Here is a 17,549-nt window from a genome sequence, read left to right on the forward strand (position 1 = left end):
TCAATCGCTGAAAATGGCCGGAAGACCTAGAAAAAACCCTGAGTTCCCTCTCCCTCCACCCGAAACCGCGGGCGAGCGGTTGGCTGCCGAACGTCGCCGCCTGGGACTTACGCAGGAGGAACTGGCAGGCATCTTGGACGTTGCTCACTCGGCTGTCCAAAAATGGGAGCAGGGCCGCAACTCCATTAAGACGCCTGTTCTTCATGCGATGCGCGAGGCGAAGATCGACGTCAATTTCGTCGTCTATGGGAAGGATCGCGAAGCACTTGAACCCCTCGATGCAGCCCTCTGGGAACGGGTAAAAGCTTGGGATGCCACCAATCCCAACGACGTCGACGGCAAGCCGCTGAATGAATACGCCCGATACCAGCGCATCACGCTCTTCTATCGATGGCTCAGGGACGGTCCGCGCAACGAGGCAGAAGTCGAAGAACGGTTGAGCCAGCTATCAGGACGGAAGGCTGCATGAGCAGGCCGCGGCTGACTGCCGAGAGCATCACCCAGCGCTCTCTGGAGCTGGCGATGGTCTTTTCGCAAAGGACGGTTGGCGGTGCCGACGTTCAGTGGCAGCAGATCGCCCAGGCAATCAACTGGCACCGCCTTTCATGCCGATCTCTTCGGATAGCCCTGCGCTGGTACCAGGCGCTGCTCAGCCGCCGGTTGACCAAGTGCTTTGCGCTAATTGCGGAGCAGAGGGCCATGCTGGAACTGGCTGCGGACGATAGCTCTAGCGACGAGGCACTCCTAGATGCACTGATCGCGCTTTCCAGGTCTCAGGTCGATTACGAGCTGGGGCCGAGCGCGACTCCGAAGCAACTTTTGGGTCTCGAGGTCTGCGAGATCCCTGAAGTCCGAGCCCGATACGCCCACCTGGTGCGAAACGGCGAGATCTCGAGCACCGCTGAAGGCCTGACGCTGACAAGAGCGAAGCGCCGAAGAATCACCGGCTATTCACTCTTCGCCATGTTCGTGGCTTGGCTGGCACTGGTATTTGTGTGGATGGCCATCGATGGCAAGCTGAACTTGACCCAGTTGATGGGCTACTTGGTCGGAAGCGTCGTAATGTCCGCTGTCTTGACCCGCGGCTTGTTTACCGAACTGACCTCCGATGAGCGCACTGTCCGAGACTTAAATGAGCGTCTGCGGCCGCGGCCGGTCGACGGCAAACCAACGGCCAAGTGATCGAAACATCCTCTGGCTGTATTACCCAGCGATGGCGACCAACTGGCTGCATTGCCCAACGATCGCCTACAGTGGCTAGGTCGCCCAACGTTGGCGTCCAGCTACCGAGAGGGAAACGCTGGGCGTTCGAATCTGGAAGTCGTTCAAGATCAAGAACTTACTTGCAAACGCCCTGCCCAGCGTTCACGTCGTACGGCCACGAACGCCGGGATCACCCCCAGTCATCCGGCCGACCGGCTCGGCCCTGGCCCTAGCTGCGCAACAAGCGACCACACCTCTCCGCCGAGCCTTTCTTGATCGGGCGCAAAGCACGACTGGCACTGGCTACCTACGCTGCATCTGCCTGACGACTCCGTCAGCGTCTGGAGATGCTCGTGGCGATAAACGTTGGTTCATTGGATCGCGTGCTTAGGCTGCTGGTCGGTGTTGCGCTGGTGGGTGCGGCAGCGCTCGGCTTTATCAGCCCGCTGGGTTACGTCGGGTTGATTCCTCTGGCGACAGGCCTCGTTGGCTACTGCCCGGTCTACCGGCTCTTCGGGCGCCGCACATGAGCGCCCGCCTCCGATGGCAGCGGCGTTTGCCGCGCGCCGTACCGCCAACGGGCGCCAACCAGCCAGCGTCCGTCCTCAATCCTCCCGACACCAGCGCCAGCACAAGCGCCAAGGAGCAGCCATGCCCAGCATGAAAGCCGCCGTCGTCCGCGCCTACCGCGAGCCGCTCAGGCTGGAGGAAGTGCCCATTCCCGAAGTTCCGCCAGGCCAGATCCTCGTCAAGGTGATGGCCTGCGGTGTCTGCCACACGGACCTGCACGCTGCCGATGGCGACTGGCCGGTGAAGCCTCCCCTGCCCTTCATCCCCGGCCACGAGGGCGTGGGCCATGTGGCGGCCGTGGGGGCAGGCGTTAAGGGCATTCGCGAGGGCGACCGCGTGGGCGTGCCCTGGCTGCACACGGCCTGCGGCCATTGCGAGCATTGCCTGACGGGCTGGGAGACGCTGTGCGACCACCAGCAGATGACGGGCTACACCGTCAACGGCGGGTTCGCGGAATACGTGCTGGCCGACCCCGCCTACGTGGGGCATCTGCCGCCAAACCTGTCGTTCGAATCGCTGGCGCCCATCCTGTGCGCGGGCGTGACGGTCTACAAGGGGCTGAAAGTGCTGGATGCCCGGCCCGGCCAGTGGGTGGCCATCGTCGGCGTGGGCGGGCTGGGCCACCTGGCCGTGCAGTACGCGCGGGCCATGGGCTATCACGTGGCTGCGGTGGACATCGACAGTACCCGGCTGCAGATGGCCCAGCGGCTGGGCGCCGAGCTGTGCGTGAACTCCGCCGAGCAGGACCCGGTGGAGGTGCTGCACAAGGAACTGCGCGGCGTGCACGGCGCCCTCGTGACGGCCGTGTCGCGTGAGTCGTTCGGCCAGGCGCTGGGCATGCTGCACAAGCGCGGCACCATGTCCATGGTGGGCCTGCCGCCCGGCGACTTCGCGCTACCCATCTTCGACGTCGTGCTCAACGCCAAGACCGTGCGGGGGTCCATCGTCGGCTCACGACAGGACTTGAACGAGGCGCTGCAGTTCGCGGCCGAGGGTGTCGTGCATGCCAGCACCACCACGCATCGGCTGGACGACATCAACCGCATCTTCGACAGCCTGCGCAACGGCCGCATCGACGGCCGCGCCGTGTTGAGCTTCGAATGAACAACCCCCCACCCATCCCCAGGAAAGTTCATCCCATGACCTATCGCAGCATGCTGGTCGCCCTCGACGCGACACCGGGCAACCCCGCGCGCGTCAACATCGCCGTCGGGCTGGCCAAGGACTTCGAAGCCCATCTGGTCGGTCTCGCGCCGACCGCCGGCATCGACATGCAGGCGCTTCCGCCAGCGGTCGTGATGGAGGACTACCTTGCCCGCGCAAGTGCCGCCGTGCTGAGCCAGGCTCGGGACGTCGCCCAGCATTTCCACCAGCGCTGCGAGGCAGCAGGACTCCCGTCCTTCGAAGCCGTGGTCGACAAGGCCACCGTGCCGGCATCGGTGGACCGGCACGCGCAGTGCGCTGACCTGCTCGTCATGAGCCAGCCTGACCCCTCGGTGCCCAATTACCGCCAGCAACTCGCCGAGTTGGAAGAGGTGCTGCTCGGCTCCGCCAGGCCGGTGCTGCTGATCCCGTACACCCATCTGGAGCCCGTGCGCGTGCGCCGCGTGCTGGTGGCCTGGGACGGCAGCCGCGAGTCGGTGCGGGCGATGACGGACGCACTGCCGCTGCTGCGCCGCGCCGAAAGCGTCTCGCTGACGCACTGGCGCAGCGAAGCCGACGACACGCACCCGCAGGAGCGCCTGGCCAGCCTGCGGCAATGGCTGGCCTTGCAGGGCGTCGAGGCGGAGGCGCGCGACGAGGTGACGACGCTGGCCATCGGCGATGCGCTGCTGAACGCGGCCTCCGACCTGGGCGCGGACCTGATCGTCATGGGCGCCTACGGCCATGCGCGCTGGGCCGAGCGGCTGTTCGGCGGCGTGTCGAGGACGCTGCTGCAGTCCATGACGGTGCCGGTGCTCATGTCGCACTGAAACCCGGCCCGCAGGGCGGGCACAGCGCACCGGATTGACCACCATCAAGGGGCCTCGCGCGGCGAGGCACTAGGGTCACGGGCATGTCCAAACGCCGTGCCTTCAGTGCCCCTGCCCTGGTTCTCGCCAGCCTGTTGCTTTCGCTGGGGCCGGTTGCGTTGACGTCGGCTGCCGTGCACGCGCCAGGCAAGTCCCAGCCCACCAGCTTCGCCGAAGCCTTCCAGCGCGGCTCAACGTGGAGCGTGGGCGTCTACATATTCGTGCCGGGCGAGGACGATCCGCGCGTTGGCGCGGGCTTCTTCGTTGACGACAAGGGAGCCATCGCCACCGCCGCCCATCTGCTGGGCGAGGCGCAGCAGATCCTCGTGGCGCTGCCCGACAAGCGCCTGCTCGCCGCCGAGGTGGAAGGCCGGGACGAAACCGCCGACATCGCGCTGCTGCGCATCAGTGCGGCGCCACGTACGCGGCCGGTGTTCGCGCCGGCCGGCAGCCTGCGTGTTGGCGACTGGGTGATGGCCGTTGGCGAACCCTTCGGCCTGGAGCATTCGGTGTCGGCCGGCATCGTCAGCGGCAAGGACAGGCATTTCGGCGACGACGGAGAACTGATGTTCATCCAGAGCGACGTGGCACTGAACCCGGGCAACTCCGGCGGCCCGCTGCTGGACGCCAGCGGTGCCATCGTGGGCATGAACGCCCGCACCATCGTCGGCCCCTTGGGCACGCCCGGCGCGAGCCTGGCCATCCCCATCGACATCGTCCTGCAGATCGTCGGGGAGCTGCGTCAGGACAACCGCGCAGCCACCCGGCCCCGCCTGGGCGCGCTGTTCGACGACGTGCCGCCGCTGACCGCCTGGGCCGCCGGCCGCCGCGAGACCACGGGCGCCCTCGTCTTGTCCGTTCCGCGCGGCAGCCTGGCCGAGCAGCTGCAACTGCGCGCTGGCGACATCGTCACGGCGATGAACGGCCGGCCCATCGGCGGCAGTGCCGACCTCGTCGCCGCGTTGCTGGCCTGGCGTGCGGTGCCGGGCACGCGATTCGTCGTGCTGCGTGGGGGCAAGGAACTGGTGCTGGCGCCGGAGTGACCCGACGCAGCCGGTGGCTTGACATCGCGCAAGGCCGGCACGGTGGTGGCGGGGGAGGATGCCGCGCATGACCCAGCGCCACCTCGACCGCCTGCTCACCCCTCAGTCCGTGGCCGTGTTCGGCGCCTCGGACAAGCCCGCCAGCGTCGGCTCCACCGTCTGGCGCAACCTTCTGGCCGGTGGCTTCAAGGGGCCGCTGGCGCCGGTGAACCCGCGGCTGGACGAACTGGACGGCCGGCGCTGCTTCGCCGACGTCGATGCCCTGCCCTTCGCCCCCGACCTGGCCGTGCTGTGCACGCCGCCCGACACGATCGCGCCCCTGGTGGCGCAGTTGGGCACCCGCGGCACGCGCGCCGTCGTCGTCGTGACGGCCGGCCTCACGCCCGAGCAGAAGCAGGCGGCCCTGGATGCTGCGCGACCCCACACGCTGCGCCTGCTGGGCCCCAACTGCATCGGCCTGCTCAGCCCCCACCTCGGGCTGAACGCCAGCTTCACGCAGGCCAACGCCCTGCCCGGCGAGCTGGCGCTGGTGTCGCAGTCCGGCGCGCTGCTGACGGCGCTGCTGGACTGGGCCAACGGCGAGCGCATCGGCTTCTCTCACATGATCTCGTTGGGCGAGCACATGGACGTGGACTTCGGTGACCTGCTTGACCACCTCGTCATGGACCGCCACACGCGCGCCATCCTGCTCTACATCGAGTCCATCAGTTCGCCGCGCAAGTTCATGTCCGCCGCCCGCGCCGCGGCTCGCGTCAAGCCCGTCATCGTCGTCAAGGCCGGCCGGGCGGCGGCCGGCATGAAGGCAGCGGCCTCGCACACCGGCGCGCTGGCCGGCGAGGACATCGTCTTCGACGCCGCCATCCGCCGCGCCGGCATGCTGCGGGTGGACACGCTGAAGGAGCTCTTCATCGCCGCGCAGACCCTGGCGCGCTTTCGCGACAACCACAGCCGCGAGCTGATGGTGATGACCAACGGCGGTGGCGCGGGCGTCATGGTGGCCGACGCGGCCTCGGCGCTGGGTGTCACGCTGGCGCAGCCGGGCGAGCGCCTGATGCAGCGCCTGGACGCCGTGCTGCCGGCCAACTGGTCGCACGGCAACCCCATCGACATCATTGGAGATGCGCCGCCGCAGCGCTATGTCGACACGCTGAAAGCCTTGTTCGACGCGCCCGAGGCCGGCGCCCTGCTCTTCGCCCACGCACCCACGGCCATCGCGCCCAGCCAGGCCATTGCGCAGGCCTGCGCACCCCTGATCGCCGCCAACCGCGGGCGCGTGCTGAGCTGCTGGCTGGGGGGCGAGACGGTGGCACCCGCGCGGCGCGCCTTCGAGGCAGCAGGCATTGCCGGCTACGACACGCCCGAAGAAGCCGTGCGCGCCTTCTCGCTGATGCAGACCTACCGCCGCAACCAGGTGGCGCTGCGCGAGACGCCGGCCGCCAGCGCCAACGGCGAGCCCGACCGGGCCCAAGCCCGCCGCCTCGTCGACGCCGGGTTGGCCTCAGGCCGCGAGTGGTTGGACGAGATTGCCGCCAAGGATCTGCTCGCCGCCTACGGCATCCCGGTGGTGGCCAGCTATCGCGTGGCGCCCACGCCCGAGGCCGCCGCCGAGGCTGCGCGCCGCATCGACGGGCCGGTGGTGCTGAAGGTCGTGTCGCCCGCCATCCTGCACAAGTCCGATGCCGGCGGCGTGCGCCTGGACCTGCTCGGTGAGAGCGCCGTGCGTACCGCTGCGCAGGGCATGCTGGCCCACCTGGCCGAGGCGCGCCCGGACGCCACGGTCGAGGGTTTCAGCGTGCAGGCGCAGGTGCAGCGGCCGCACGCCCAGGAGCTGATCGTCGGCGCCCATGTCGACCCCATCTTCGGCCCCGTGCTGCTGTTCGGCCAGGGTGGCATCGCCGTGGAAGTGCTGGGCGACCGCGCCGTGGCGCTGCCGCCGCTGAACCGCGCACTGGCCCGCGACCTGATCGACCGCACCCGCGTTTCCCGGCTGCTGGCGGGTTTTCGCGGCCGCCCGCCGGCGCACATCGATGCGATCTGCGACGTGCTGATCGCCGTCGCTCAGATGCTGGCCGACCTGCCCGAGATGGCCGAGCTCGACATCAACCCGCTGTGGGCCGACGAAAACGGCGTGATGGCGCTGGACGCCCGCGTGCGCCTGTCGGCCCAGGCGCCCTCGGGCATGGCCCATTTCGCCGTGCGCCCCTACCCCGAGGAGCTGGCGCGCAAGCTGCAATGGCAGGGCCGCAACCTGCTGCTGCGCCCCATCCGGCCGGAGGACGAAGCCCAGCACCGGGCCTTCCTCGAAGCCACCCACCCCGACGACATGCGCATGCGCTTCTTCCAGGCGCCGCACCGCATGTCGCACGACGAACTGGCCCGGCTTACGCAGATCGACTACGAACGCGAGATGGCCTTCATCGCCGTGGACGAGCAAGCGCCAGGCGGCCCGCGCACGCTGGGCGTGGCCCGCCTGGTGCGCGACCCGGACAACATCGAGGCCGAGTTCGCCGTCATGGTGCGCAGCGACCTCAAGCGCCAGGGGCTGGGGCAGCTGCTGATGCAGGCCTTGCTGGGCTATGCCGCCTCACGCGGCACACAGCGCATCGTCGGCTATGTGCTGCGCGAGAACCGCGCCATGCTGGCGCTGCTCAAGCCGCTGGGTTTCGAGGTGCGCCCCGACGACCATGAACCCTCGGAAATCGTCCGCGTGAGCCGAGCCGTTTTGCTCGGCGCCTGACCGAGCAAGCGCCGCCCATCACGCGTCAGCCCCCGCGAACGAGCAGCACGGGCACGGAGGCCGTGCGCAGCACCTGCTCGGCATCGCTGCCCAGCAGCAGTCGCTGCACGCCGCGCCGGCCGTGCGTGCCGATGGCGATGAGGTCGGCCTGCCAGTTGGCGGCCTCTTCCTGAACCAGGTCGCAGACGCGGCCGGCGATCACCTCGCGCAGCATGGCGTCCACGATGACGCCGGCCGCCGCGACGCGCTGGCGTGCGCGCTCCAGGATCTGCTGGCCGCCCTCGCGCAGCAGCGGCAGGACCTCGGCGGCGTAGTTGGCGAAGCCATCGGCCACGGCCGCCAGCGGCAGCGCATCGACGATGTGCAAGAGGTGGATCCGGCCGCCGCTGAGCTTGGCCAGGGCGATGGCCTCGCCCAGAGCCTTCTCGGACGTGGCGCTGCCGTCGGTGGGAACGAGGATGCGCTGATACATGGTCTTGCCTTGCCGTGAATGCCGCGAGCGGCGCTGGCATCACCTTAGGGCGCAGCCGCCTTGGGGTGGTTGATCGGCGTCAACCCGGGTTCATTCCGCCTTCTCGCCGGCCTTGCGCATGCGGGTGAGCCATTTCGCAACGCCGGCCTTGCCCAGCCCATCCACCATGCCGATCAGCGTCTCGCGCACCGGCGCAAAGCCGACGAAGCCCAGGATGTTTCGCTCCAGGGACTTCACGCTGTGCGCCCGGAAGTACCAGCGGTAGACCAGCGCCGGCATGCCCATGGTGACGACCACGCGCGCCGAGCGGCCTTTCAGCAGCTTGGCCGTCAGCGGGTTGCTGCCCGCCTTGCCGACGGCAAAGCCCGGCCGCGCCACCTGCTCCAGGAAGGCCTTGAGCAGCGCCGGCATGTCGCCCAGCCACAGCGGGAAGAACAGCACGACGTGGTCGGCCCAGGCCAGATCCTGCTGCACCGGCGCCAGCGCGGCAGGCACCGTGCCTTGCTCCCACTCATCCTTGGTGCGCAGCAGCGGGAAGTCGAGCTTGGCGACGTCGGCGACGCGGATTTCATGCCCGCCGTGGTGGGCGCCGTCGGCGTACGCGTCGGCCAGCGCGTGGCACAGGTGGGGGGCCGAGCCATCGGGGTGGCCCAGGATGAGCAGGATGCGATGGGCTGTCGTGTTCATGCCCCTACCCTAGCGACGCCGGCCGATGACGCCCTTGCGCTGCGTCAAGCCGTGTGCGCTGACGGGCCGGCACTCAGCCACTACGATGCCGCCCCTGGACAAGTTGAGGGCCGCAGATGCCGTGGATGGATTTCGCTGAGGTGCGCGCGTGGGCGTGAGGCTGCTCGTCGGCCTGGTCTGGCTGCTGAGCTGGCTGCCGTTTCGAGTCATCTCGGGCCTGGGCTGGGCGCTGGGCAGCCTGATCGCGGCGCTGCCAACCTCGCGCCGCCACATCGGCGAGGTCAATCTGCGCCTGTGCCTGCCGGAGCTCAGCGATGCCGAACGACAGCGCCTGCTGCGCCGCCACTTCGTGGCCATGGTGCAGATGCTGCTGGAGTACGGCTACGGCTGGTTCGCCTCGCGCGAGCGGCTGAAACGCCTGATGCGCATCGAAGGCCTGGAGCACCTGCGCGCGCTGGACGGCCGCAACGTCATCTTGATGATGCCGCACTTCACCGGGCTGGACCTGGCCGGCCTGCGGGTGTCGCTGGAGACGCCGCTGGTGAGCATCTACTCGGTGCAGAAAGACCCCTGGCTAGACGCCTTCTTCCGCGCCAAGCGGCTGCGCTTCGGCACCGGCATCATCTTTGCGCGCCAGCAGGGCACCCGGCCGACGCTGCGCGCGCTGAAGGACGGCTACCGCCTCTACTACCTGCCCGACCAGGACTTCGGCCACCGCGACTCGGTCTTCGTGCCCTTCTTCGGCGTGCCGGCGGCCACCATTGGCGGGCTGTCGCGCATGGCGGCCGTCACCAAGGCGGTGGTGCTGCCGTGCTACCCGCGGCGCGAGGCCAACGGCTACACGTTGCTCATCGAGCCGGCGCTTGAGAATTTCCCGTCTGACGATATCGTGGCTGACGCCACCCGCATGAACGCCGTCATCGAAGCTCAGGCGCGTCGACAATTGCACCAATATTTCTGGCTCCACAAGCGCTTCAAGTCCCGCCCGCCCGGCGAGGTCGACTTCTACGCCAAATGACCCACGACATTCCCTACATCAAGCTCGCCATCGTCGCGATCTTCATCGCGAGCACGGTCTACGTTCACTTCCGCGGCCGGGTTCGGTTACGGTTCTTCCGCCAGTTGATGGATCACTCCACCTTCATGGCGCCGATCAACTGCCTGATGTACCTGTTCTCCAAGCTGCCGGCCAAGCCCTATCTGCCGGTGGCCGGCTTCCCGGAGCTCAAGCTGCTGGAAGACCACTGGCAGGACATCCGCGCCGAAGCCTTCAAGCTGGCCGACGCGGGCGAGATCAAGAAGAGCGACAAGTACAACGACGCTGGCTTCAACAGCTTCTTCAAGACCGGCTGGACGCGCTTTCACCTGAAGTGGTACGGCGACGCCCACCCGTCGGCGCGCGAGCTCTGCCCGGTAACGACCGGGCTGCTGCAACGCATCCCGACGGTGAAGGCCGCGATGTTCGCGGCCCTGCCGCCGGGCGGGCGGCTGGTCACCCACCGCGACCCCTTCGCCGGCTCGGTGCGCTACCACCTGGGCCTCGTCACGCCCAATACCGACAACTGCTACATCTCGGTCGACGGCGAGCGCTACAGCTGGCGCGACGGCCAGGGCGTCATCTTCGACGAGACCTATCTGCACTACGCTGAGAACCAGTCGGACGTGATGCGCATCATCCTGTTCTGCGACGTCGAGCGGCCGCTGAACAACCCGGTGGCGCGCTGGTTCAACCACTTCATCAGCAACACGCTGATCCGCGCCGCCGCGGCCCCCAACTCCGACACCGACAAGACCGGCGGCATCAACCGCCTGTTTGCCTACGTGCAGCAGGTGCGCCTGTTCGGCAAGCGCATCAAGGCCAAGAGCCGCTTCGCTTACTACGGCTTGCAGTGGTTGATCTTTGGCGGTCTCATCGTCTGGTGGCTCTGGCCCTGAGGTGATGGTGCCCCCACGCGACCTTCGGCCGCTGCCCCCCGGGGGGGCGCGTCAACGCCTACGGGCGGCCGGGCGCCGTTGACATGCTCAAGCTGCGCCTGCTCGGTGGTTTCGAGATCGAGCGGGCCGGCCGCGTCGAGCTGACACGCCTGCCCAGCCGCGCCAGTGCGCTGCTGTTGGCCCGCCTGGCGCTGCAACCCAAGCGCCAGCATCCGCGTGAGGAGTTGGTCGAGTTGCTGTGGCCCGGCGTGGAGTTGGACGTGGGCCGCAATCGGCTGCGCCAGACGTTGTCCACGCTGCGCGCGCTGCTGGAAAGGGAAGACGCGCCCCTCTTCAACGCCGATCGCCAGCAGATCTCGCTGTTGCCCGGCGCATTGGCGTCAGACGTGCAGGACTTCGAGGCCACGCGTGCTGCACGCCACTACGGCGGCGAACTGCTGCCCGGCCATTTCGACGACTGGGTCGTCACCGAGCGCCACCGCCTGGCCGCGCTGGCCGAAGCCCTGCCCGCTCCGGTGCCGCCGGTGCTGCAGTTCGCGCCGGCTCCGGCCCCCGCCCTGCCCTCCTTCGCCACCAGCCTGCCGCGCTACCTGACGCGCTATTTCGCGCCGCCAGGGCGGCTCGAAGCGCTGGCGGCGCGCCTGCCCCAGCTGCGCCTGCTGACCCTCATCGGCCCGGGCGGCGTTGGCAAGACGCGGCTGGCAGTGGAGCTGGCCTGGCTGCAGTTCAAGCAGGCCGACTGGAGCTGCGGCATGGCGGCCCTGGCCGAGGTGCGCGACGAGGCAGGCCTTGTTGCAGCCCTGGAGCGTGCGTTGATGGTCACGCGCGGTGGCGGCTGGCCTGCCATCGAGGCCGCGCTTCAGGACCCCGGCGGCCTGCGCCTCCTGGTGCTGGACAACGCCGAGCAGGCCATCGGCGTCGTCGCCCAGGCCGTGCAGCGGCTGCTGGCGCTGGCGCCCGCGCTGTGCCTGCTGGTCACGTCCCGGCACGCGCTGGAGGTGGACGGCGAAACCCTCGTCGACGTCATGCCTTTGGCCGACGCGCAGGACACCGCCCAGGCCCTGTTCATCGACCGCGCCCGCGCCGTGCGGGCCGACTTCCATGCCAGCCGCGACAACCAGGCCGCGCTGACCGAACTGATCCGAGAGCTCGAAGGCCTTCCGCTCGCGCTGGAGCTGGCCGCGGCCCGTGTGCGTAGCTTCTCGCCGGCGCAGATGCTGGAGCAGTGGCGCGGCGTCAACGCTGCAGCCGACACGCTGCCCGCCTGGCTGGCCAGCCCCACGCGCGCACCCCGCCACGCCTCCGTGGCCGGCCTGCTGGACTGGAGCCTGGCCCTGCTGGGGCCCGAGCCGCGCGCGCTGCTGCAATGCCTGGCCGCCCTGCCCGGCGCCTTCGCCTGGCCCGACGTGGCCGCCCTCGACGGCACGCCGGCCTTGCTCAACGAGCTGACCGGCCATTCCCTGATTCAGGCCGGTGGCGACGCCGAGCCGCGCTACCGCATGCTGGAGCTGCTGCGCCGCGGCGTTCTTGCGCGTGTTGACGTGGCCGAGCAGCGCAAGGCTCGCGGCACGCTGCGGGCCGCGCTGTGCGACTGGGCATCGTCCCTTGGCCTGCAGGCGCCGATCACGGCCTGGGCGCCACGGCGCGAGCAAGCCCGCGCCCTCATCGCCTGTGCGGCTGATGACGGCGACGCGGCCACGGGCCTGCGGCTGGCCCTGGCGATGCGCCCCTGCTGGGAGAGCGACGGCGTGGACCGCACGCTGGTGGAGCAACTCGGCCAGCTGCTGCAACTGGCACCGGCCTCGTCCGCCGGCCACGAGCTGCGCGCCCAACTGGCCTTCACGCATGGCGACCGCGCTCTCGCGCTGGCCGAGGCCGAGCGGGCGCTGCAGCTTGCCGGCAGCGACCCCGCCGCCCGCGCGCCGGCCCTGGTGCGCCGCGCCTGGGTGCTGCTGGCCGGCGACAACCGCGAGCAGGGCCAGACCCGCCCGCTCGAAGAAGCCGTAGCGCTGGCCCGCCGCGTGGACGACGTGGCCACCGAGGCGCGCGCCTGGCAGCAGCTCGCGGCCATCGCCGTGTCGCGCGGCCAGCCGGCGCAGGCCGAGGCGCTGTACGCCCGCGCCCAGGAGCTGTGGGAGGCGGTTGGCCACTCGCGCCAGGCCGCCGCGCGGCTGCGCAACCGTGCCCAGTGCCTCATCGAGCTGGGCGACATCGCCACCGCCGTGGGCTGGATCACGGCCTGCCAACGGCTGGCAGAGGCCGATGGCGACGGCGTCGGCCAGCTCGACGCGGCCTACACGCTCGCGATGGCGCACGAATCCCGCCGCGACTGGTCTGCCGCGCTGGCGGCCGCGCGGCAGGCCCTGCGCATCGCCCATGCTCGCCAGCATCTGCATGCCCGGGCGCTCACGCTGCAGCTCTTTCCCCGGCCGCTCGCGCGGCTGCGGCAGCCCGAGCAGGCGCTGCAACTGGCCGCCTTTGCCGAGCAGTACTGGCTGCGCCACCTCGGCAATCTGGGCACGCGCGAGGCCCGGGCGCTGGCCCGTGTGCGCCGCCTGGCAGGTGCCCAGCTCAGCCGGGACGGCGCCAAGGCGGCCTGGTCCTCAGGACAAACCCTTGGCTTGGCAGAAGCCCTGACCTTGGCCGGGGCGTGACGAACAGGTAGGCAAGCCGTCCTTCGCTAGCATCGAAGGTTTTGGTCTTCCCAACACCTGCCTCCATGCATCGTCTGAACGCCGCTCCCGCCCTGCTGCTGGCCGCCGCCCTGGCCGCGAACGCACAAGAAGCGCCCAAGCCTGCAGCGCCCGCCGCATCTGCAGCCTGGAACGTCAACGCGCCGCCCGGCGTGGCCAAGACGGCCAACATCGACGTGAAGACCGGCACCTGGATGAGCGTGGACGTCAGCCCCGACGGCAAGACCCTCGTCTTCGACCTGCTCGGTGACCTCTACACCCTGCCCATCGGCGGCGGCGAGGCCAAGGCCCTGACGCACTCCATCGCCTGGGAACACCAGGCCCGCTTCTCGCCGGACGGCAAGCAGATCGCCTTCCTGAGCGACGCTGGCGGCGGCGACAACATCTGGCTCATGAACGCCGACGGCAGCGGTGTGCGCGCCGTGACCAAGGAAGACTTCCGCCTGCTGAACAACCCCGTCTGGCACCCGAACGGCAAGTACCTGCTGGCGCGCAAGCACTACACCGGCACGCGCAGCGCGGGCTCAGGCGAGATCTGGCTCTTTCACGTCGACGGCGATGCAGCCAAGAACAAAGGCGTGCAGCTCAACGAGAAGCCCAACTGGCAGAAGGACCTCGGCGAGCCCGCGGTGTCGCCGGACGGCAAGTACCTGTACTACTCGCAAGACACCACGCCCGGCCGCAGCTTCGAATACAACAAAGACAGCAACGGCGAGATCTACAAGATCTTCCGCCAGGACCTGAACGACGGCTCGGTCGAGGCCTTCGTGCAAGGCCCGGGCGGCGCCGTGCGGCCCACGCCTTCGCCGGACGGCAAGTACCTCGCCTTCGTGCGCCGCGTGCGCAACCAGAGCACGCTGTTCCTGAAGGATCTGCAGACCGGCCGCGAGGTCCCGGCATGGAGCGGCCTGTCGCGCGACCTGCAGGAGATCTGGGCGATGTGGGGCGTCTACCCCAGCTTCGCGTGGATGCCCGGCTCCAAGGAGCTCGTCGTCTGGGCCGAGGGCAAGATCTGGCGCGTCGACCCCTTCAAGGGCACCGCCGCCGACATCCCCTTCCACGTGAAGGACACCCGCGAGCTGCGCGAGCCGATGCGCTTTGCGCAGGACGTGGCGCCGGCCAAGTTCGCCGTGCACCAGCTGCGCGGCGCCCAGGTGTCGCCGGACGGCAAGCGCGTCGTCTACTCGGCGCTGGGCTCGCTGTACGTGAAGGACTTGCCCGATGGCGCCCCGCGCCGGCTGACGAAGCAGGACGAGTCGTTCGAGTTCGCACCCAGCTGGGCGCGTGATGGCAAGTCCGTCGTCTACGCAACCTGGCGTGACGACACGCAGGGCACCGTGCGCCGCCTGGACATCGCCTCCGGCAAGGAGACGGTGCTCGTCAAGGAACCCGGCAAATATCTGGAGCCGCGCCTGTCGCCGGACGGCAAGCAGGTCGTCTACCGCAAGGTCAAGGGCGGTGGCCTCACCAGCCCCTGGTACAGCCTGGACACCGGCCTCTACCTGGCCGCGGCCGATGGCTCGGGCAAGACCGAGCGCATCAGCAAAGAAGGCAGCGGCGCGCAGTTCGGCGCCAAGAGCGATGAGCTCTTCTTCACCAAGACCAGCAGCCCCAGCGAGGTCGAGCAGCGCTTTGCGCTGACCCGCCTGAACCTGCGCGACCACAGCGAAACCGAGATCGCGCGCAGCGAGGCGGCCGCTGAGTACAGCGTGTCGCCCGACGGCCAGTGGCTGGGCTTCGTCGAACGCTTCCACGCCTACGTGACGCCGCTGCCGAGCGTGCAGGGCCAGTCGGGCAAGAGCATCACGGTGGGCGCCAAGATGGACGCGCTGCCGGTGCGCCAGCTCGACGTGAACGCCGGCTCGGCGCTGCACTGGAGCGGTGACAGCAAGAAGCTGCACTTCACGCTGGGCGACGACCTGTTCACGGCCAACGCCGAGGGCAAGGACAAAGCGACGAGCCAGAAGATCGGCTTCGAGCAGGCCAGCGACAAGCCCGCGGGCAAGCTCGCACTCACCGGCGCCCGCATCGTGACGATGAAGGGCGATGAGGTCATCGAAGGCGGCACCATCGTCGTCGACGGCAACCGCATCCTGGCCGTCGGCAAGGACATCGCCATTCCGGCCGATGCCAAGCGCATCGACGCCAGCGGCAAGACCATCGTGCCCGGTTTCATCGACGCCCACTGGCACGGCGCGATGAACGACTCGGGCCTGATCCCGCAGCAGAGCTGGGTCAACCTCGCGTCGCTGGCCTTGGGCGTGACGACGCTGCACGACCCGTCCAACCTCAGCTCGGCCATCTTCACGCAGAGCGAGATGCAGCGTGCCGGCGTCGTGCTGGGCCCGCGCATCTATTCAACCGGCACCATCCTCTACGGCGCCCGCACGCCCTTCTATTCCAACGTCAACAGCCTGGACGACGCGCTGACCCACCTGAACCGCCAGAAGGCCGAGGGGGCCATCAGCGTGAAGAGCTACCAGCAGCCGCGCCGCGACCAGCGCCAGCAGGTGCTGGAGGCCGCGCGCCAGACCGGCATGATGGTGGTGCCCGAGGGCGGCTCGCTGTTCCAGCTGAACATGAGCATGGTCGTCGACGGCCACACCACGGTGGAGCATGCGCTGCCGCTGGCCGAGGTCTGGGACGACGTGAAGCAGCTGTGGAGCCAGAACGCCGTCGGCTACACGCCCACGCTGAACGTCGGCTACGGCGGCCTGGACGGCGAGCACTACTGGTACGCCCGCACGGACGTCTGGAAGCACCCGCTGCTGAGCCGCTACGTGCCGCGCACCGTGCTGGAACCGCGCTCGGTGCGCCGCGAAACCGCACCCGAGGAGGACTTCAACGTCATCCGCGTGGCCCGCACCGCAACCGCGTTGTCACGCGCCGGCGTCAACACCTCCATCGGCGCCCACGGCCAGCGTGAAGGCCTGGGCTCGCACTGGGAGATGTGGATGTTCGTGCTGGGCGGCATGACGCCGCACGAGGCACTGCGCACCGCCACCATCAACCCGGCGCGCAACTTCGGCTTCGAGAAGGACCTCGGTTCGCTGGAGCCGGGCAAGCTGGCCGACCTGGTCATCATCGACGGAAACCCGCTGGCCGACATCCGGCGGAGCGACCGCATCGCGCAGGTGATGCAGAACGGCCGCCTCTTCGATGCCAAGACGATGAACCAGCTGGCCCCGGTGGCCAAGGCCCGCAAGCCGCTGTTCTTCGAAGGCGCCGACGGCCAGACCATGCCCATCGACGCAGAGGCCCTGGAGTCGGGCCACGTCGGAGACTGACTAGCCTCGCGAAAGGCGCCGCCGGGCCAGCAGGACGGCGGCGCCGCAAAGCGCCATCACCCAGGTGCTCGGCTCGGGCACGGGCGCTGCCTGCAGGTAGTTGAAGCCTGAGCCCGAAGTCAGCATCACCTGGCTCTGCGGCACGCCGTTGAGCGACACGGTCATGCCGCCCCAGCGCAGGGTGTGCGACAGGTCGAAAGAAGACATGGCCAAGGCGCCACCGTGGCCGTCATAGGCCGTCTGGGCCACGCCCGTCAGCTCAACGATGAGGGGCAGGTTCTGGCCCGTCATGAACGTGGCGGTGCCCGTCAGCGTGCCCAGCGGGTCGCCGAAGTAGCCATGCTTGGCCAGCACCGGCGAGTTGTTGTACAGGATTCCATCACCAGCCAGGTCGTAGGCGCCGCCACCCATGTCGGCCCTGACCTGCCAGGACGCCGCGGCGTCATTGGACGAGCCTACGGTCAAGGTGCCGTCGAACAGCAGTTGGAAGACCACCGTGATCTGCGTGTTGGCTGGCGTGTTCGCGAGGTTGACCATGAAGTCGTCGCGAAAGCTGGCCCGGGCCACGCTGTTCAGGCTGCCCTCGGAGTTGCCGTCCACCTTCAGCGTGCCGATCTGCGCAAAGGCATGGGCCGCGCCGCTGGAACTGAAGCCCCCGGTCACCGGGCCGCTGCTCAACTCAGCCGTGCTGGACTGGGTCAGGACCGTGTTCACAGGGCCAGTGCCACCGGAGAAATTCGGATTCACACCCAACTGCACCTGGACATTGGTGACAGCACCGGCGGGCACCGCCAGGGACGCGATCGCTATGGCAAGCGCGGCGCGGATGGGTTGCATGGCGGTCTCCTCATAAATGATGGCCGCGAGTCTGCCCCTAGCTGCTTGCTCGGACAGCCCCCTAGATGTGAAT

Annotated in this window: 14 protein-coding genes; 11 read left to right on the forward strand and 3 right to left on the reverse strand. The window is 69.0% G+C overall.

Translation table 11 applies throughout. From position 1 onward, the window contains the following. Positions 1-13: 13 nt before the first annotated feature. The 7 genes from AC07V5_RS25605 (at position 14) to AC07V5_RS25635 (ending at position 7,565) form a co-directional block, all read left to right on the forward strand. Entirely contained in the window at positions 14-469 is a 456-nt protein-coding gene (locus AC07V5_RS25605) for a helix-turn-helix domain-containing protein (protein ID WP_088481204.1), read from the forward strand. Continuing rightward, positions 466-1,182 (forward strand): hypothetical protein, encoded by a 717-nt coding sequence (locus AC07V5_RS25610; protein ID WP_268154676.1) that lies wholly within the window; start codon positions 466-468, stop codon positions 1,180-1,182. The genes AC07V5_RS25605 and AC07V5_RS25610 overlap by 4 nt, the downstream gene beginning before the upstream one ends. Positions 1,183-1,556: 374 nt before the next feature. Then, positions 1,557-1,733 (forward strand): YgaP family membrane protein, encoded by a 177-nt coding sequence (locus tag AC07V5_RS25615; protein WP_495118452.1) that lies wholly within the window; start codon positions 1,557-1,559, stop codon positions 1,731-1,733. A gap of 121 nt (positions 1,734-1,854) precedes the next feature. Then, positions 1,855-2,877, forward strand: a complete 1,023-nt coding sequence (gene adhP, locus AC07V5_RS25620; RefSeq protein WP_495118453.1) for an alcohol dehydrogenase AdhP — start codon at positions 1,855-1,857, stop codon at positions 2,875-2,877. Positions 2,878-2,912: 35 nt separating this feature from the next. After that, positions 2,913-3,746 carry a universal stress protein gene (locus tag AC07V5_RS25625; protein WP_495118454.1) on the forward strand — a complete coding sequence of 278 codons (834 nt, stop codon included), beginning with the start codon at positions 2,913-2,915 and terminating at the stop codon, positions 3,744-3,746. Between the two features lie 83 nt (positions 3,747-3,829). Continuing rightward, positions 3,830-4,828, forward strand: a complete 999-nt coding sequence (locus AC07V5_RS25630) for a S1C family serine protease (protein WP_495118455.1) — start codon at positions 3,830-3,832, stop codon at positions 4,826-4,828. A gap of 67 nt (positions 4,829-4,895) precedes the next feature. Further along, complete coding sequence (locus AC07V5_RS25635) at positions 4,896-7,565, forward strand: bifunctional acetate--CoA ligase family protein/GNAT family N-acetyltransferase (RefSeq protein ID WP_495118456.1); 2,670 nt, start codon at positions 4,896-4,898, stop codon at positions 7,563-7,565. 25 nt (positions 7,566-7,590) lie between these two features. Here AC07V5_RS25635 and AC07V5_RS25640 read toward each other — a convergent pair whose 3' ends face one another. Continuing rightward, positions 7,591-8,037, reverse strand: a complete 447-nt coding sequence (locus AC07V5_RS25640) for a universal stress protein (protein WP_495118457.1) — start codon at positions 8,035-8,037, stop codon at positions 7,591-7,593. Between the two features lie 90 nt (positions 8,038-8,127). Continuing rightward, positions 8,128-8,724, reverse strand: coding sequence for an NAD(P)H-dependent oxidoreductase (locus tag AC07V5_RS25645; protein WP_495118458.1), 597 nt, complete (start codon positions 8,722-8,724; stop codon positions 8,128-8,130). A gap of 148 nt (positions 8,725-8,872) precedes the next feature. Between AC07V5_RS25645 and AC07V5_RS25650 the strand changes: the two genes are divergently transcribed. From AC07V5_RS25650 to AC07V5_RS25665, 4 genes are all read left to right on the forward strand, one after another. Further along, positions 8,873-9,742: a lysophospholipid acyltransferase family protein gene (locus tag AC07V5_RS25650; protein WP_495118459.1), complete on the forward strand. Its 870-nt coding sequence runs from the start codon at positions 8,873-8,875 to the stop codon at positions 9,740-9,742. A gap of 17 nt (positions 9,743-9,759) precedes the next feature. Continuing rightward, a complete protein-coding gene (locus tag AC07V5_RS25655; RefSeq protein WP_495118796.1) occupies positions 9,760-10,659 on the forward strand; it encodes an aspartyl/asparaginyl beta-hydroxylase domain-containing protein in 900 nt (299 codons plus the stop codon). An 83-nt stretch (positions 10,660-10,742) separates the two neighbouring features. Further along, complete coding sequence (locus AC07V5_RS25660) at positions 10,743-13,313, forward strand: ATP-binding protein (protein WP_495118460.1); 2,571 nt, start codon at positions 10,743-10,745, stop codon at positions 13,311-13,313. Positions 13,314-13,378: 65 nt separating this feature from the next. Continuing rightward, positions 13,379-16,639, forward strand: a complete 3,261-nt coding sequence (locus AC07V5_RS25665) for an amidohydrolase family protein (protein WP_495118461.1) — start codon at positions 13,379-13,381, stop codon at positions 16,637-16,639. On the opposite strand, the gene AC07V5_RS25670 is transcribed toward AC07V5_RS25665, so the two are convergent. Beyond that, complete coding sequence (locus AC07V5_RS25670; protein ID WP_495118462.1) at positions 16,640-17,476, reverse strand: hypothetical protein; 837 nt, start codon at positions 17,474-17,476, stop codon at positions 16,640-16,642. It lies immediately after the preceding gene. Positions 17,477-17,549 lie beyond the last annotated feature (73 nt).

Source organism: Roseateles sp. GW821-FHT02E12, assembly GCF_059421665.1.